At 68.8% G+C, this 19,221-nt stretch carries 2 protein-coding genes; one reads left to right on the forward strand and one right to left on the reverse strand.

Going from position 1 to position 19,221, the window contains the following annotated elements:
• Positions 1 to 280 precede the first annotated feature (280 nt).
• Positions 281 to 18,484, forward strand: coding sequence for a non-ribosomal peptide synthetase (locus ON33_RS37550; protein ID WP_040863901.1), 18,204 nt, complete (start codon positions 281 to 283; stop codon positions 18,482 to 18,484).
• A gap of 9 nt (positions 18,485 to 18,493) precedes the next feature.
• On the opposite strand, the gene ON33_RS37555 is transcribed toward ON33_RS37550, so the two are convergent.
• Positions 18,494 to 19,180, reverse strand: coding sequence for a hypothetical protein (locus tag ON33_RS37555; RefSeq protein WP_040863902.1), 687 nt, complete (start codon positions 19,178 to 19,180; stop codon positions 18,494 to 18,496).
• Between the last annotated feature and the right edge of the window lie 41 nt (positions 19,181 to 19,221).

Here is a 19,221-nt window from a genome sequence, read left to right on the forward strand (position 1 = left end):
AGGGGGTTGGGGATATCCCCATCATGTACCGGTCGACCGCAGCGCAGCGGTCGACCGCATCCCGGCCGGTGGCCAGGAAGTAGGCATCGTGGGTCTCGGAGCGGTCGGCCTCGGCTGTAATGATCTTGCCGGCAGACCCGACGTATTCAGCACTATGCGGGTGTTGGAAATCGTCCACACCTAGGCCTCGTTCGTGGTCCCGGATCGGCGCGCGACAGCGTATCTGCCGGTCCTCGGGCGTTTTGAGTTCCTGAAATGAACGAAATTTGCGGAGGTCGAAATGCGCCAGTCGAAGAGTGGAACCGAAGGCAATCCTGACCGTTCCAGATCGTTGCCAAACGGCACATTTCAATCCTCAGGACAACCGAATTCGGGTAACGATTCCGAGACGAACAGCAGTAATAGGGGTTCCGTCGACGTCTTCCCATTGACATCCGCGCAGCGGGGAATCTGGTTCGCCCAGCATCTCGCGGAATCCGCGCCGATATCTGTCGCCCAATACGTCGAGATCGTCGGCGAATTGGATACGCAACTACTCGCCAAGGCGTGCAAAACCGCTGGTCGGGAGTTCGGTTCCGGACACCTGCGCCTGATCGAAGTCGACGGTGAGCCCTGCCAGTACGTCGACCACGACAATGGCGGCCCGGTGACGATCACGGATCTGCGCACGCACGCCGATCCGGTCGCGACAGCACACAGAATGATGGTCGAGGACTATTCCGCTCCCCTCGACCTCCTGCACGACCACCTGATGACGAGCGTCATCTTCCAGGTCGGCGCCGAGCACTACCTGTGGTATCAGCGCGCGCACCATATCGCGCTCGACGGATTCGCCGCGGTAACAATGCTGCATCGAATAACCGAGCTGTACAACGCCTGGGTGAATTCCGAGGAGCCGGCGCCGTGTGCGGCGCAGGACCTGCGGCAGGTCGCCGAACAGGATCTGGCCTACCGGGATTCGACGCGTTTCGACAATGACCGCAAACATTGGATGGAACATCTGGCAGGCGCGCCCCCCGTTGCCAGTCTGGCCACTCGCGTCAACAAGCCCACCATTCATCCGATCCTGGTCAGCACGGAAGTGGCGGACGACACCGCGCACCTTCTCGAAAGTGTCGCGCTCGAGCACGATTCGAGCGTGACCCCGATCATCGTCGCGGCGTTCGCGGCCTATCTCGCGCGGATGACCGGAAGCGACGAGGTATTGCTGAGCCTGCCCGTGTCCGGTCGGCACTCCGCCGTGCTGCGCCGTTCCGGCGGAATGGTGGCAAATGTCGTCCCGCTGCGGGTGCAGGTCGCCGGCCGCAGCGTCGGCGAACTGATCGCCGCTGTGAAAAGTGAGTTGACGAGCGCTCTTCGGCGGCAGCGCTACCGCCAGGAGGACATATTCCACGATATGGGGTTCGCGCGCGACGAGGCGGCATCCTTCGGGCCGGCCGTGAATCTCATGATGGTCGAGAACGAGGTGGTCCTGGGCAACACGACCGGGCGCCTGCACGTCCTCACCTCGGGACCGACCGCCGACCTTTTCGTCAATATCTACCCGGGCGCGGGCAAAGAGAGCACGCAGATCGACTTCCAGGGAAACCCGAATTCCTACAGTCATGACGAGCTCGCCGATCACCATCGGCGGTTCCGCATGTTCATGCACGAGTTCCTCGCCAGCGGAACGGATTTCAAGGTCAGCAGGCTGCCGCTGCTCGAAGTACAGGAACGGTCCGCACTACTTCCGGTGCACGGGCCCAGCGCGGTCGAAACACGGCTGCTGCCGGAGATTCTGACCGAGAGCGCGCGCCGGAATACGAATGGGTGCGCGATCGTCTCCCGCGGCCGGACGATGACGTATGGCGAGCTGGATGCGAGATCCTCCCAGCTGGCCCGGCATCTGATAGCTCTCGGCTGTGGTCCGGACACGGCGGTCGCGCTCATGCTGCGACGCTCGACCGACTCGGTCGTCGCCACCTGGGCGGTCGCGAAGAGCGGGGCCGCGTTCGTCCAGCTGGCCCCCGACTATCCGGCGAAGCGGATCGAGCACATGGTCGCCGACAGCGGCGCGACCGTGGCGATCACGGTCGACGCGCTGCGCGGGCAGCTCCCGCGGGGGATCCGTCAGGTGCTTCTCGACGACCCCGCGACCCTGACGGACTCCGACGCCTCGAGCGGACCGATCTCCGACGAGGACCGCGTCCGCCCTTTGCGGCCGTCCAACGTCGCCTACATGACCTATACCTCGGGTTCCACCGGAACGCCGAAGGGCGTCCAGATCACGCACGCCGGCCTCGCGAATCTCGTCGCCGATCGCGCCGCCACGTTCGGCATCGACGCGACATCCCGTGTGTCCTATGCCCTCTCGCCCAGTTTCGACGCATCCCTGGAGCAGTTCCTGACCTGCTTCGCCAACGGATCCACGCTGGTGATCGTGCCGCCCGAGGTGACCGGCGGTGACTCGCTCACGCAGCTGCTGGTCGACGAGCACGTGACCCACCTGACCCTGACGCCCACGATGCTGGCGACGGTGGATCCGGAGCTGCCGACCGACGTGAAGGTCGTCGTGGTCGGCGGCGATGTCTGCCCACCGCACCTGGTGGAGCGGTGGACGACGTCGGCGGCCATGTACAACGAATACGGTCCCACCGAATCCACCGTGACCGCCGCCGGCGCCATGCTCGGACCCGGCCGCGCCCACACGATCGGTGGACCCATCCGCGGCGTCTCGGCCATGGTGCTGGACCGCACGCTGCAGCCGGTGCCCAGGGGCACCGCGGGCGAGTTGTATCTCGCCGGGCCGGGATTGGCCCGGGGATACAGCCATCGGTTCTTCGAAACCGCCGCCCGGTTCGTCGCCGATCCGTACGGCGGCGCCGGCGCGCGCATGTACCGCACCGGCGATATCGCGCGGTGGACCGGCGAGAACGGCGAGACGGCCCTGGAACTGATGGGCCGCAGCGACTTTCAGATCAAGATCCGCGGATACCGGATCGAACCGGGTGAGGTCGACGCCGCGCTCACCACCCACGACGACGTGGATATGTGTGTCACGGTGCCGGTACAGAACAATGTCGGCACGACCGTGCTGGCATCCTATGTCGTCCCGGTCAGCGGCCATCGGATCGAACCGGCCGCCATCATGCGTTTCGCGCGCGATTCGCTGCCGCCGCATCTGGTCCCGGCGGTGATCCTCCCGCTGGACAGCCTCCCGATGAACGCGTTCGGCAAGCTCGATCGGCGCGCGCTGCCGAAGCCCGAATTCGGCACCGCGCCGGTCGGGCGGGCGCCGGCCACCGCCCGGGAGAAGACGATCGCGGGGTTGTTCGCCGAGGTGCTCGGCGTGCCCCAGGTCGGGGCGGACGACAGCTTCTTCGCCCTCGGCGGCGACAGCATTCTCTCGATCCGACTGGTGGCGCGGGCCAAGACCGAAGGCCTGAGTTTCACCACGCAGGACGTGTTCGTGCACAAGACGGTCGCGGACCTGGCAGCCAAGGCGACCGAAGCCGGCGATGCCCCCGGATTGGCCGAGCTGCCCGGGGGTGGCGTCGGACCGATGCCGTTGTCGCCGATCATGCACGCCATGCTCGATCGGGGTCACTACCGCCGATTCGCGCAGGCCGCGCTCGTGGAGCTGCCGGCGGGAGTCGATCGAGCGGGTCTCGTGCACGCGCTGCGCTCCCTGCTGGACCGGCACGACATGCTGCGTGCGGTACTGCGCGGGGCCGATTCGGTCGATCGGTTCGTCGAGGTACTCGATCGAGAAGGGGTCGACGCGGAGACCGCGCTCCTCGAGGTTCGGATAGATCGACGCGACGCCGACGAAGTCGACCGCCACCTGCAGCATGCCGCGGATCGCTTGGACCCGGCCAATGGCGTTCTCGTGCAAGCGGTCTGGATTCAGGATCGCACCGGCTCGGGACCCGACCTGCTGTGGCTGGTGATCCATCACCTCGCGGTGGACGCGGTGTCGTGGCGCATCGTCCTCACCGACCTCGCGCAGGCCTGGGCGCAGACTTCCACCGCCGGCGAGCCGCATTTCGGCCCGGTCACCACCTCCTTTCGGCGGTGGGTGCACGGCCTGGCCGAGCAGGCGCCGGGCAGGCGGTCTGCGGAGCTCGATCTGTGGAGGGGCATCCTCGAACGCGACGATCAGCTGCTCGGATCGCGCCGTCTGATCCCCGATCGTGATACCGGGGCCACGGCCGGCCGGGTACATGCACGTATTCCGGCAGCGGTTACCGACACGGTTCTGACCATCATTCCGAACCGATTCCACTGCAGTGCCAACGTTCCGCTGGTGGCGGCCCTGGTGCTCGCGCTCGGTGAGTGGCGCCGCCGGCGTGGGACGGCGGCGGCCGGAGAGTCGATCGTGCTGGAAGGTCACGGCCGCGAGGAGCAGGCCGTGCCCGGCGCCGATCTGAGCGCCACGGTCGGCTGGTTCACCACCCGCTTCCCGCTCCGGATCGACTGGGAGAATGTCGATCTCGCTGACGCGCTGTCCGGCGGCCCGAGCGCGGGACTGGCACTCGAGCAGGTGAAGGAGCAGTTGCGCGCGGTGCCCGGCAACGGCATCGGCTATCAGGTTCTGCGTCATCTCGATCCCCGTGGGCGCGCCGAACTCTCCGGCCTGCCCGAGCCTCAGATCAGCTTCAACTACCTCGGGCGGGTGGTTTCCGGTGAACGCTCGGGGCCGTGGGCGCCGACCACCGAATTCACCGCGCTGACCGGGACGAGCGATCCGGCGATGGCGCTGGCCGCCGTGCTCGATGTCAATGCGATCGCCGAGGAGGGTCATGACGGGCTCGAACTCGCCGCGACCTGGGAGTTCGCCTCGCAGGTGCTGGAGGCCGAGGAGGTCGGCGAGCTCGCCGGGCTGTGGGCCCGGGCGCTGGGGGCACTCGCCGACCACGCGCGATCCAGAACCGTGGACAGCTTCACACCCTCCGACTTCCCGCTCACCGCGGTAGCGCAGGACGAAATCGACCGCTGGCTGCGGGAATACCCGGCGATGACCGATGTGTGGCCCCTGACCGCCTTGCAGTCCGGTCTGCTGTTCCACACCATCTACGACCGCGACGGCGACGACGGCTACATCGTGCAGGCCGCGCTGAAGTTCGCCGGGCAGGTGGACGGGGAGCGGATGCGGCGGGCCGCGCAGGTGCTCATCGACCGGCACGACGGCCTGCGGACGGCGTTCGTCGAGACGGACGCCGGTCCACGGCAGATCGTCTTGCTCGACGCCACGGTCGAATGGGCCGAGTCGGATGTCAGCGGCTCCGACCGGCAGGCGGAAGCGCTGCGGCAACTCGCGACCGCTGCCGCGGCCCCGTTCGATCCGGCGCGCCCGCCACTGGTGCGTTTCCATCTCGTCCGCACCGGCGTCGACACGTTCCAGTTGCTGGTCACCAACCACCACCTCGTGCTGGACGGCTGGTCGATGCCCCTGCTGATCCACGAGCTACTCGTGTTGTACGTATCCGATTGCGACACAACACAGCTCGCGCCTCCGCGTTCGTACCGGGAGTATCTGCAATGGCTCCAGGATCAGGACCGTGACGCCGCGACCACCGCCTGGCGGGAGATGCTCGCCGGAATCGACAGTCCGACGCGGGTCACGAACGGGCCGGAGCGCGGCGTCACCTCGCACGCCGGCGAAGTCGGCCTGAAGCTGGACGCCGCGACCACCGCCGCGATCCTCGATCTCGGCCGCTCGCATGGCGTCACCCCCAACACTGCTCTGCACGTGGCGTGGGCCTTGCTGGTGTCCGTCCTGGCCGGACGGACGGACGTGGTGTTCGGCAATACGGTGTCGAACCGCCCGCCGCGGATTCCCGAGGTCGAGCGCATGGTCGGGCTCATGGTCAACACGCTGCCCGTCCGTGTCCGGCTCGAGCCCGGCGAGACGGTCGGCGACCTGCTGGTCCGCGTGCAATCCGAGCAGGCCGCGATGCTGGATCATCAGCACATCGGCTTGGCGGAGCTGCAGCGCGCCGCCGGCATCACCGACATGTTCGACACCGCGACGGTGCTCGAGTCCTATCCGTTCGACCGCGAACTGCTGGCACGGGATCTGTCCGACGCCGAACTACGACTCATCGAGATCGACGCCCACGATGCCACGCCGTTTCCGCTGAGTCTGCAGGTGACCCCGCCCCGGCCGAGTCACGACGGCGGATCGGACACCGACGGGCCCGGAACCTACGCGGTGGCACTGAAATTCGCCACCGACCGATTCGATTCGGACGCGGCCCGCACGCTGCTCGAACGATTCGAGCTGCTGCTCACGCAGATCGCCGGCGATCCCGGCCGGACGGTCGGCTCGATCTCGTCCTGCTGGGATTCCGAACGCGCGCAACTGCTTTCGGTGGACGGCGAGGAGCCGGCCACGGATCTCGTGCTCCGGGACATCCTGTCCGGGACCGCCCGAAGATATCCGGATGCCACCGCTGTCCGGTGCGGTGAAACCACGTTGACCTATCGCGAGCTGGAGCGTCGCGCCGACGCGTTCGCTCGCCTGCTGATCGGCCACGGCGCTCGCCCCGAGTCGCTCGTCGCCCTGGTCCTGCCCCGGTCGGCCGAACTCGTCGTCGCGATCTGGGCGGTGGCGAGAACAGGTGCGGCCTTCCTGCCCTTGGATCCCGGCAATCCCGTCGCGCGGATCGGGGAATTGCTGTCCGACTCGCGAACCCGCTTGGGCGTGACGACAAGTGCTATGGCACCACAGCTTCCGGACACCGTCGATTGGCTGATGCTGGACGCGTCGGCATCGGACGAAGACGGGGGTCTCCCCCACCCGTCGGGTGCGGCCGGCGAACTGTCGGCCGACAATGCCGCGTACGTGATCTACACGTCCGGATCGACCGGCACACCGAAGGCGGTCCAGCTCAGTCATCGGGGTCTGGCCGATCTGGTCGCGGCGCAGGCCGACGCGTTCGGGCCCGGCCCGGACTCGGCGGTATTGCAGGTCGCGTCACCAGGATTCGACGCCTGCGTGTCGGAGTTGCTGCTGGCGCACAGCAGCGGCGCCTGCCTGGTGGTGGCGCCACCGGAGGTGTACGCCGGGATCGACCTGGAGGAACTGCTTCGGTCGCAGCGGGTTTCGCACGCGATCATCACCCCGTCCGTGCTGAACACCATGGATCCGTCCCGGATTCCGTCGCTGACCTCGCTCGCGGTGGTCGGTGAGGCGGTCGGGCCGGACACCGTGAACCGGTGGGCCGCCGGGCGACGGCTGATGAATCACTACGGACCGACCGAGTGCACGATCTGGGCAACGGGATCGGATGCCCTCGCACCTGGCGACCCGGTGACGATCGGTGGCCCGATCCGAGGCGCGTCCGCGATGGTTCTCGACCCGTGGCTGCGACCGGTGCCCGTCGGCGTGGCGGGCGAACTCTATATCGGTGGGCCCGGACTCGCCCGCGGATACGTCGATCGAGCGGGCGTGACCGCGTCGCGCTTCGTGGCGGATCCGCGATCCACCCGCGGCGAGCGGATCTACCGCACCGGTGATTCCGTGCGCTGGGTGCACGGCCCCGCCGGATTGGCGCTGGAATACCTGGGCCGCGGCGATCAGCAGGTCAAGATTCACGGCTTGCGGATCGAGCCGGGCGAAATCGATGCGCGCGTGGCCCAGCGCCCGGATGTGGCGAGCGTCGCCACCGTGGTGGCGCAAGGGCCTGCCGGCGAACCGGTTCTGGTGTCCTATGTCGTCGGCGCGCCGGGCGCTGCCGTCGACGTGACGGCCATAGAAGCCGACCTCGCGGGCAGCATGCCGCGTTATATGAATCCCGCGGCGATCGTGCGGCTCGAGGACATGCCGCGCACCCCCACGGGCAAGATCGATCGGAAAGCCTTGCAGCAGCGCGCCTTCGAGGTGGGCGCCACCGACGGCAGACAACCGTCGACACCAGCGGAGCAGGTGCTGGCGGCACTGTTCGCCGAGGTGCTCCATCTCGACACGGTGTCCGCCGACAGCAACTTCTTCGCGCTCGGCGGCGACAGCATCGTCTCGATGCGGCTGGTGGCGCTGGCCAGATCCGCCGGGCTCACGCTCACGCCACGAGAGGTGTTCGAAGGCAAGACAGTTGCGGCCCTCGCCGCGATGGCAAGCGGCGCCGCCGCCCCGGTGTCCATCGAGGAACCCTCGCGACTACCGCAGGGCGGTCACGCGTATCGCGATTCGGATTCTGCGCTCGTCGCGCTCACCCAGCAGGACATCGAGCGGCTCGAGCGGCAGTATCCCCGCCTGTCCGACGTATGGCCGTTGTCGCCCATGCAATCCGGCCTGCACTTCCACTCGACGTTCAACCCGGATGCCGCCGACGACTACACCGTCCAGACGATGATCGGATTCTCCGGCGCGGTCGACGCGCAGCGTCTGCGGCGTGCCGCTCAGGCCGTGGTCGACCGGCACGACATCCTGCGGGCCGCCTTCGCGGAGACCTCGGCCGGACCGTGCCAGATCGTGCTGGACCATGCCGAGATCGATTTCCGCGAGATCGATCTCACCGGTCGCGGTGAGGCCGACACCCCGGCCGACCCGGAATCGATTGCCGCCGCGGACGCGGCGGCGGGTTTCGACCTGTCGGCTCCTCCGCTGCTACGCCTGACGCTGATCCGTCTCGGCGCGGAGTCCTTCCGCCTGCTCGTCACGAATCACCATGTGATCCTGGACGGCTGGTCGATGCCGCTGCTGATGCGAGAACTGCTCGACTACTACGGATCTCCCGCCCACATCGACTCCGCCGCACCGGCGCCCTCCTACCGCGACTATCTGGCCTGGCTGGGCCGGCAGGACAGCACCGCATCCAGAGCGGCCTGGGCACAGGCATTCTCGGATGTCGACGCACCCACCCGGGTGTCCCACGACGCCGACCCAGCGGGCGCGGTATCCGCCGCCGAGGTCGGGGCCGAGCTGACGGCGGAACGCTTCGGCGACCTCCGTCGTGTGGCGGCGGAGGCGGCCGTCACCCTCAATACCGCCGTCGCCGCTGCCTGGGCCCTGAATCTGCGCGTACTCACCGGTGAGACCGACGTGATCTTCGGTTCCTCGGTATCGGGGCGGCCCCCGGAACTGCCGCTCGTCGATCAGACGCTCGGGATGTTCCTGAACACGATTCCCGTGCGTGTCCCGCTCGATCCCGCCATGACGGTGCAGGAGTTGCTGATCGGCATGCAGGCCCGGCATGCCGGCATGCTGGAGCATCACCATATCGGCCTGCCCGAGATCCACCGCAGCGCCGGCCTGTCCGAACTGTTCGACACCGCTATCACGTTCCAGTCGTTCCCCGTCGACCGGATGGCACTGCAGCACCTCGTCGATTCGGCGGGCCTGCGGGTGAACGAACTCCGCGGCGTGGACGCGACGCCCTACCCGCTGAGCCTGGTCGTGGAACCGCTGCCGTCCGAGCACGGTGAGGTACAGGGACTGCGGATCACCCTCCGATTCCATGACCGGGTCTTCGACACCGGGTCGGCGCGCCGCATTCTCGACCGCTTCGTCGAATTGCTGTGCGGGATCGGCGCACACGCCGATCTGCGGCTGGGCGAGCTGGCGCTCGGCGAGGAATCGCGGCCATCGTGGCCGGAATCAGCTGGGACAGAAACGATCCCGGAGACCTTGGACCGCATCCTCGCCGCCTCCGCCGCCGAACCCGACGCGATCGCCGTGCGGTACGGCACGGACGCCATGACCTACCGGCAGCTCGACGAGCGGTCCACCCGTCTGGCCCGAGTCCTGCTGCGGCACGGCGCCCGGCGGGGACAGGTCGTCGCCTGTGTGCTGCCACGCTCCCTGGCGACCACTGTCACCCTGTGGGCCGTGGCGAAGTCCGGTGCCGCATTCCTGCCGATCGATCCGACCCTGCCCGCGGACCGGATCGATTTCCTGCTGTCGGACTCGGGAACCGTGCTCGGCCTGACCGACACGTCCACCGGGAGAGGAGCTCCGGACGGAGTCGAGTGGCTGATCCTCGACGAGGAGCGGACGCTCAGCGCCGTCGACTCGGCTTCCGCCCGGCCGATCACCGATGCCGAACGCGGCGGGCCGATCCGGCGGGATCAGCTCGCGTACGTGAGCTACACCTCCGGGTCGACCGGAACGCCGAAGGGCGTGCTCGTCAGCCATCGCGGCCTGGCCGATCTCGTCGCGGCGCAACGGCGGCTGTTCGGCGTCGACCCGATGTCGGTGGTCCTGCAGGTCGCCTCGCCCAGCTTCGACGCCTCGGTCTTCGAGTTGTTGATGGCGCACGGTTCGGGCGGCCGGCTGGTCGTCTCCCCCGCCGAGGTCTACGCCGGCCAGCAGCTGGCGGATCTGATTGCGCGTGAACATGTTTCGCATGCCGTGGTGACCCCCTCGGCGCTGGCGACGGTCCCGGCCGACGGTCTCGACGGGCTGCGCCTGCTGGCGACCGCCGGTGAGCCGGTCGGCCCCGAACTGGTCGATCGGTGGGCGCCGGGGCGCACCATGCTCAATCTGTACGGCCCGAGCGAGAGCACCATCTGGGCCACCGCCAGCGACGCGCTGGCGCCCGGTGCCGCCATCACCATCGGCCGGCCGGTCGGTCCCGTCGCGACCGTGGTCCTGGACACCTGGTTGCGTCCCGTGCCGCACGGTGTCGCGGGCGAGCTGTACCTGTTCGGCGCCGGCCTGGCCGACGGCTACGTCGCCCGGGCGGCGCTGAGCGCGGCACGGTTCGTCGCATGCCCGTTCGGGGAGCCGGGTCAGCGCATGTACCGGACCGGTGACGTGGTTCGCCACAACGCCGATGGAGAGCTGGAGTTCCTGGGGCGCAACGATTTCCAGGTGAAGGTGCACGGCACCAGAATCGAGCTGGGGGAAATCGACGCGGCGCTGGGCGCGCGTGCGGAGGTGGCCTACGCGGTCACCGTGCCACGCCGCGACGACGCGCGGCCGTTGCAGCTGGTGTCCTATGTCGTGCCCGCGACCGGGATCGAGGTATCGGGTGCGGAATTGCGGGCGGCGCTGGCCGAGACGCTGCCCCGGACCATGGTGCCGTCCGCGGTGATCGTGCTGGACGAGGTGCCACTGACCGCCAACGGAAAGCTGGATCGCGAGCGGTTGCCGAAGCCGGTTGCCGTCGCACGCGAGTTCCGCCCGCCGGCACCAGGAGTGGAGGAGTTGGTCGCGCGCACCTTCGAGCAGGTGCTCGACGTGGACAGGGTGGGCGCCGACGACGACTTCTTCGCGCTGGGCGGCGATTCACTGAGCGCCTCGCTGGTGGTCGGGCGTCTGGGTGCGGCCTTGAACGTGCGCGTGCCGGTGCGGGCCGTCTTCGAGTCCCCCACTGTCGGCGAATTGGCCGCGCGCACCGGGTCACTCAGCGGCGGGGGCCGGTTGCCCCTGCGGTCCGGAATGCATCCCGACCCGGTGCCGCTGTCGCTGGCGCAGCAGCGGATGTGGTTCCTGAACCGGTTCGAGCCGGATTCTGCGGCGTACAACATTCCGGTGATGCTGCGGTTGTCCGGGCAACTGGACATCGAAGCGCTGAGCGCCGCGATCGGAGACGTGGCCGCACGTCACGACGTACTGCGGACGATCTATCCGGAATCCTCCGGTGAACCGCGACAGGTCGTACTCGACGAGCCCGCGATGGCGGTGGAGCGGGCGCGCGTACCGGCGGACGCGGTCCCGGAGGTGGTGGGCGAGTTCGTGCGACGCGGATTCGATGTGACCGCCCGGGTGCCGATGCGAGTGGGACTGTTCGCGCTCGACGCCGAACACGACAGCGACACAGGAGAATTCCTGCTGGTGCTGGTGGTGCATCACATCGCCGGCGATGGTCAGTCGATGGGGCCGCTGGCTCATGACGTGATGGCGGCGTATGCCGCCCGGCTCACCGGCCACGCACCGCAGTGGGAGCCACTCGCCGTGCAGTACGCGGATTTCGCGTGGTGGCAACGCCAGATGCTGGGCGCCGCAGACGATCCGGCGTCGTTGCTGTCCGCGCAACTGGAGTTCTGGCGCTCGACACTCGCGGGCGCACCCGACCGGCTGGACCTGCCGGCGGACCGGCCACGCCCGGCCGTCGCCTCGCTCTCGGGTGGCCGGGTACCGGTCGAGATCGACGCGCGGCTGCACGAACGACTGCTCACGCTGGCCCGGTCGCAGAACTCGTCGCTGTTCATGGTGGTGCATGCCGCGCTGGCGACGGTGCTGGGGCGGCTCAGCGGCACCGATGACGTCGTGATCGGCACCCCGGTCGCGGGCCGGGGCGAGCCCGGCCTGGACGCGCTGGTCGGGATGTTCGTGAACACGCTGGCCTTGCGGACCCGGGTCGACGCCGGCGAGCCGTTCACCGACTTGCTGATGCGCACCCGGGACACGGACCTGCTGGCCTTCGAGCACGCGGACGTGCCGTTCGAGCGGGTCGTGGAGGAGTTGAAGCCGGAGCGGTCGGCGGCACGGCATCCGTTGTTCCAGGTGGCCCTCGCGTTCGAGAATCTGGCGACGGTCGAGGTGGCGCTGCCCGGTGTCCGGATCGCCCGGGCGGAGGTCGATACCGGTGCGACCCAGTTCGACCTGCAACTGGTGCTGTCCGAAGCGGCCGCCGATGCCGGTTCGGCGCAAGGCATCTCGGGAATGATGAGCTTCGCACGGGATCTGTTCGACGAGGCGACCGCGGCGGCGATCGTCCGGCGGCTGGTGCGGGTACTGGAAGCCGTCGCCGGCGATCCGGCCGTGGTGATCGGGGATATCGACTGGCTGGACACCGACGAGCGCTCGGCGCTCACGTCGCGGGTGGGGACACACCCCGCGGCGGCGCCGGAGCCGACCGGATTGCTGCCGGAGCTGTTCTCCTCGGCCGTCCGGGACAATGCCGACGGCATCGCCGTCGTCTCGGGCGACGAAACACTGTCGTACGCACAGCTGGACGAACTGTCGAGCAGGCTGGCGCGCTTCCTGATCAGCCGCAGCGCCGGACCGGAGAGCCCGGTCCTGGTGGCGGCAGCGCGATCGATGGAGTCCGTCGTCGCGTGGTGGGCGGTCGTGAAGACGGGTGCGGCCTTCGTACCGGTGGACCCCGGCTATCCCGAAGGCCGGATCGCGCAGATGGTGTCGGATTCGGGTGCGACGCTGGGTGTTACGGTGTCGTCGGCCTCCGGCCGGATGCCCGATTCGGTGGACTGGATCGTGCTCGACGACGCGGCCGTAGCCGCGCGGATCGACGGGCTGGCGAGCGGCCCGGTGCGCGATGCCGAGCGACTCCGGCCGCTGCGGGCCTCGAACGTGGCCTACGTGGTCTTCACCTCCGGATCCACCGGAGCGCCCAAGGGCGTCGCCGTCACCCATTCCGGCATCGCCGGCTTCGTCTCGTCGCTGCGCGCCGACCTCGACCTCGGGCCCGCGTCCAGGGTGCTGCACTTCGCGTCGCCGTCGTTCGACGCCGCGCTGCTGGAGACCCTGATGGCGGTCAGCGGGGCCGGTGCGCTGGTCGTGGCGCCGACGGAGATCTACGGCGGCGCCGAACTGGCCGAACTCCTACGCGCGCAACAGGTCACCCACGCCTTCATGACCCCCGCCGCGCTCGCGTCGGTGGATCCGGCCGGGCTGGATCACGTGCGGGTGGTGATGTCCGGCGGCGACGAGGTCCCCGCGGATCTGGTGAACCGTTGGGCCGGAACCGATCTCGCCGGCACCCGGAAGTTCCTGGAACTGTACGGGCCGACCGAGGCCACGATGGTCGCCACGGCGACCGGCCCGCTGCGACCGGGTGACCGGCCGACGCTCGGCGCCCCGCTGCACGGTGTCCAGGCACTGGTGCTGGATTCCCGGCTGCAGCCGGTGCCGGTGGGCGTGGCCGGAGAGTTGTATCTGGCGGGCCCGGCGCTGGCGCGCGCCTATCTGGACAAGCCGGCCGCGAGTTCGTCGCGGTTCGTGGCGCACCCGTTCGGGGAACCCGGACGCCGCATGTACCGGACCGGTGACGTGGTGCGCTGGAATGCCGACGGCGCCCTGGAGTTCCTGGGACGCAACGATTTCCAGGTGAAGATCCGTGGCTACCGGGTCGAGCTGGGCGAGATCGACGCGGCGCTGACCGCACGGGCGGACGTGGCATACGCGATCACAACGCCGTGGCGCACCGACACGGGTCCGGCGCAGCTGGCGTCCTACGTGGTCCCGGAATCCGGGGCGAGTCTGTCGGCCGAGGAATTGCGGGCGGCGTTGGCCGAGGTGCTGCCGTCGTACCTGGTACCGGCCGCGGTGATGATCCTCGACGCCATCCCCCTGTCGCCGAACGGCAAGCTCGACCGCGCGGCCCTGCCCGAACCCGTCGTGCAGGCCAGGCGATTCCGGGCCCCGGCGACACCGGCCGAGGAGATCGTGGCCGGCGTCTTCGCCGAGGTCCTCGGCATCGACGGTCCGATCGGCGCCGACGACGACTTCTTCGAACTGGGCGGCAACAGCCTGGTCGCCACCCGTGTCGCGGCCAGGATCGGCGCCGCGCTCGACGAGACCGTCCCGGTGTCGATGATCTTCGAGGCGCCGACGGTCGCGAGGTTGGCGGCGCGCGCCGAATCGCGTGCCCACACCGGCCGGGTGGCGCTGACGGCACAGCCACGGCCGCAGCGAATTCCCCTGTCCTACGCACAGCAGCGGATGTGGTTCCTGAACCGGCTCGAACCCGGCTCGGCCGCCTACAGTATTCCGATCGCGCTGCGGCTGTCCGGAGAGCTCGATCTCGACGCGCTGCGCGCGGCCGCCGCGGATGTGCTGAACCGGCACGAGGTACTGCGGACCGTCTACCCGTATGCCGAGGGCGAACCGTCGCAGGTAGTCCTCCGCACAGCGGAGGCCATCCCGCCGATCACCGCGACCCCGGTCACGGAATCGGAACTGGCCGAAGCGTTGTCGGCATTCGCCTCGACGGTGTTCGACGTGACGGTAGACGTACCGATGCGGATCCGGCTGTTCGAGCTCGGGCAGCACGAGTGGGTTCTGGCAGTGGTGGCGCACCACATCGCCTGCGACGGATCGTCGCTGGGCCCGCTGGCGCGGGACATGATGGCCGCGTACTCCGCACACCTGATCGGGGAGACCCCCAGCTGGCCGGAGCTGCCGGTGCAGTATGCGGACTACGCGATCTGGGAGCGGGCGGTGCTCGGGACCGAGGACGATCCCGAATCGCTGCTCAGCGCCCAGATCGACTACTGGACACTCGAATTGGCGGAGCTCCCGACCCTGCTGGAGCTACCGACCGACCGGCCGCGTCCGCCCGTGCAGACCTATGCGGGCGCGACCGTGCCGATCACCGTCGACGCCGAGCTGCACGCGGGACTGCAGCAGGTGGCGCAGGCGCACAACGCGACGCTGTTCATGGTCTTCCACGCCGCGCTGGCGGCCACGCTGGCCCGGCTGGCCGACATGGACGACATCGCGATCGGCACGCCGTACGCGGGACGCGGCGAACCCGAACTCGATGATCTGGTCGGGATGTTCGTCAACACCCTCGTGCTGCGGACCCGGTTGACCCCGGGGATGACGTTCACCCAGCTGCTCGAGCACGTGCGCGGGACCGATCTGGCCGCGTTCGGGCACGCCGATGTGCCGTTCGATCGGCTGGTGCAGGAGCTGAACCCGGTGCGGTCGCATGCGCACCATCCGCTGTTCCAGGTGATGCTGGCGTTCCAGAACCTCGACAAGGCCGAGTTCGAGCTGCCGGGGCTCTCGGTGGGGGGCGTGACGGCCGAGACCGACACCGCACTGTTCGATCTGCTGGTCACGATGTCGGATTCCTACGACTCGGCCGGCGCTCCGGCCGGCGTCAGCGGCGCGGTGACGTACGCGAGCGACCTCTTCGACGAAACCACGGCGACCACCATCGCCGAGCGCCTGCTGCGGTTGCTCAGGGCACTGGTGACCGATTCGACGCAGCAGGTGTACGACGTGGATCTGCTCGGCACCGAGGAACTGGAAACCGTACTGACGCAGTGGAATTCGACCGATCACCGGCTCCCGTCGGACGAGACGCTGGCCTCGCTGTTCACCGACTCGGTGCGGGCGCACGCGGATCGGCCGGCGGTGACCTTCGGCGACCGGTCGCTGAGTTACGCGGAATTCGCTTCTCGCGTCCACCGATTGGCGCGGTGGCTCATCGGCCGTGGCGTGGGTCCGGAGTCGCTGGTGGCGCTGCGTATGCGGCGTTCACTGGATCAGGTCACCGCCATGTACGCGGTGCACGCGGCCGGTGGCGGGTACGTGCCGATCGATCCGGACCTTCCGGCCGACCGCATCGAGTACATGCTGTCCATTGCCGAGCCGGTACTGGAGCTGTCGTCCCTCGACGGGCTCGAGCTGTCCGGATTCGATGACGCGCCGGTCACCGACGCCGATCGGCTCGCACCGCTTCGACCGCACAACGTCGCATACGTGCTCTTCACCTCGGGGTCGACCGGTCGGCCGAAAGGCGTTGCGGTATCGCATTGTTCGGTGGTGAACCAGCTGCGGTGGCACGCGGAGGCCTACGCGTTGACGCCGAACGACGTGGTGCTGCAGAAGTCCCCCGCCACGTTCGACATGTCGGTATGGGAGCTGTTCACGACCCTGGCGATGGGGGCGCGGCTGGTGATCGCACGCGCCGACGGGCATACCGACCTGGCCTATCTCGGCGAAACCATTGCCGCCGAGCGGGTCACGATCGCCGCGCTGGTGCCGTCGATGCTGGCGGTATTCGCGGAGACGGTGCCCGCGGAGTCGCTGGCGTCGGTGCGGACGCTGCTGGTCGGCGGTGAGGCGTTCGGTCCCGACGTGGTGGCCGAGGCGCGACGCGCCATGCCCGGGGTCGAGCTGCACAATCTGTACGGGCCGACCGAGTTCACGGTGGCCGCGACCGCCCATCGGGTCACCGGCGCCGACATCGCGAGCATGCCGATCGGCTCACCGGTATGGAACGCCCGGGCATACGTGCTCGACCACCGGCTGCATCCGGTACCGCCCGGTGTCGCCGGCGAGCTGTACCTGGCGGGCGCCCAGCTCGCGCGCGGCTATCGGTCACGTCCGGGCCTGACCGCGGAACGGTTCGTACCCGACCCGTTCGACAACGGCGGCCGCCTGTATCGCACGGGCGACCTGGTGCGCTGGACACGCACCGGCGAGTTGGAATACCTGGGCCGCACCGATTTCCAGGTGAAACTGCGCGGTCTGCGGATCGAACTGGGTGAGATCGAGGCGGTACTCGCCGAGCACCCGAGCGTTGCCCGGGCGATCGCTCTGGTGCACTCCACCGGTGCGGCGGAACAGCTCGTCGGCTATGTGGTGCCCGCGGCGGGCGCCACGATCGACACCGCGGATGTGCTGGCGCACGCGGCCCGCCAACTGGCCGACTACATGGTGCCCACCACGGTGATGGCGCTCGACTCGGTGCCCCTCACCGTGTCGGGCAAGTTGGACCGCGCGCGGCTCCCGGAGCCGGTGCTCGCGGTGGGAGAGTTCAGAGAGCCCTCGTCGTGGCTGGAAGGCGAGATAGCCCGAGCCTTCGGAACGGTACTCGGCGTGGATCGGGTCGGCGCCGATGACGACTTCTACGCCCTGGGCGGCAACTCCTTGAAGTCGGTACAGGTGGTGAGCGAGTTGCGAAAAGAGCTCGACTACGAGATTCCGATCCGCTGGATGTTGTCCGCGTCCTGCCCGGCCGACCTCGCGAAGCGGATCGAATCCGGAATGCGCTCCGATTCCACCGTCGAACCGGCCGATGTCGGCTTCGACGTGCTGCTGCCCATCCGGACCGGCGGTGAGAAACCACCGCTGTTCTGCATCCACCCGGCCTTGGGCCTGTCGTGGTGCTATCGCACATTCGACAGGTACCTCGCCGAGGATCGGCCGATCTATGGCATTCAGGCGCCGCAAATCGCCGGTGAGGTCCCCGGTCCGACGTCGATCGAAGAAATGGCGCAACGCTATTTCGAGGAGATCCGCGCGGTGCAGCCGCACGGCCCGTATCACCTCCTCGGCTGGTCGCTGGGTGGTGCGATCGCCCAGGCGATTGCCGTCGAGATGCGCACGGCCGGTGAAGAGGTCGCGCTGCTGGCACTGCTGGATGCCGAGGTGGGCGGTGTCGACGAGTCGACGGTCCGCACGGTCACGGCCGGCGAATTGATCAGCAATCTCGGCCCGGTCATGGGCGTCGATTTCGTGAGCCCCGATGCCACCGCCCAGGAGGCCGCCGATCTGATCGAACAGCACCTCGGGAGCGGCCTGGGCATCGACGCCGCGGTGATCGAGCGGCTGACCGACGCCTACAACGTGGCGGTCCGGGCGGCCAGTGCCTGGCGGCCCGGGGTCTTGGACAGCGACATGCTCTATTTCACTGCGACACAGGAAAGGCGAGCCGATGCTCTGGGTCACGAGGGGTGGGCGCACGTTGTCCGGGGTCGGATCTCGACCTTCGACATCGATGCGGCCCACCTCGCGATGACCGAACCGGGCGCGGTTGCTCAGATCGCCCGGATTCTCAACACCTGGTTGGAGCGATGACCGCGCCCGTTACGGCGCGGTGACGGGTGCCGCGGCTCCATCATCGATGGGGCCGCCCACCGGAGTGAGAGGCGTAGTGAGACCCACTATCGCCCCGACCGCCGCCCCGACCGCACCGCCGAGCAGGGCCGCGGGTCCGGCGACGACGGCGACGCCGACGGCCGCGCCGAGCAGCGGGCCGACTACCAGACCGGTCGGCAGGAACGGGATTCCGACGACAAAGCCGGCCGCGGCGCCGGCCAGCCCGGCGCCGATCGCCAGAGGCGCGGACAATCCCGCGCCGATGCCCGCGCCGATAGCGGCGCCGACGCCCGCGTCGACGACGGTGACACTGCATCGCTGGGCATCCGCCGGGATGTACCCGCAGAACGTCTCGACCGGCTGCTGGTCGATGACCGGCGTGGGCGTGTCCACCGGCTGAGCTCCGGTCCAGCTGTCGGCCGCGAGCGGATTCGGATCCCGATTCGCCGAGTCGGCAGCTCCGTCACCGCGGCCCGTATCGACCGCGGGTGCGATGCCGAGCAGCGACTGGCCGAGTGACGTGAGTTCGGCCGGCAGCGCGAGCGGATCCTGCGTCAGCGGAAATCTACTGAGAGATAGCCAGTCCGCCGGGGTCGGTAGCGTGGGAGGTGGGGGTGCGGTGCCATCCGGCGATGCCGCGGCGACTCCGGTGCCGAGGATGACGGCAACCGGCAAAATGCCAGCAATTAAAAGTGGACGTGAAAGGCACCAACGAC

Origin of the sequence: Nocardia niigatensis NBRC 100131 (genome assembly GCF_000308655.1) — a bacterium.
GTDB classification, from domain to species: Bacteria; Actinomycetota; Actinomycetes; order Mycobacteriales; family Mycobacteriaceae; genus Nocardia; species Nocardia niigatensis.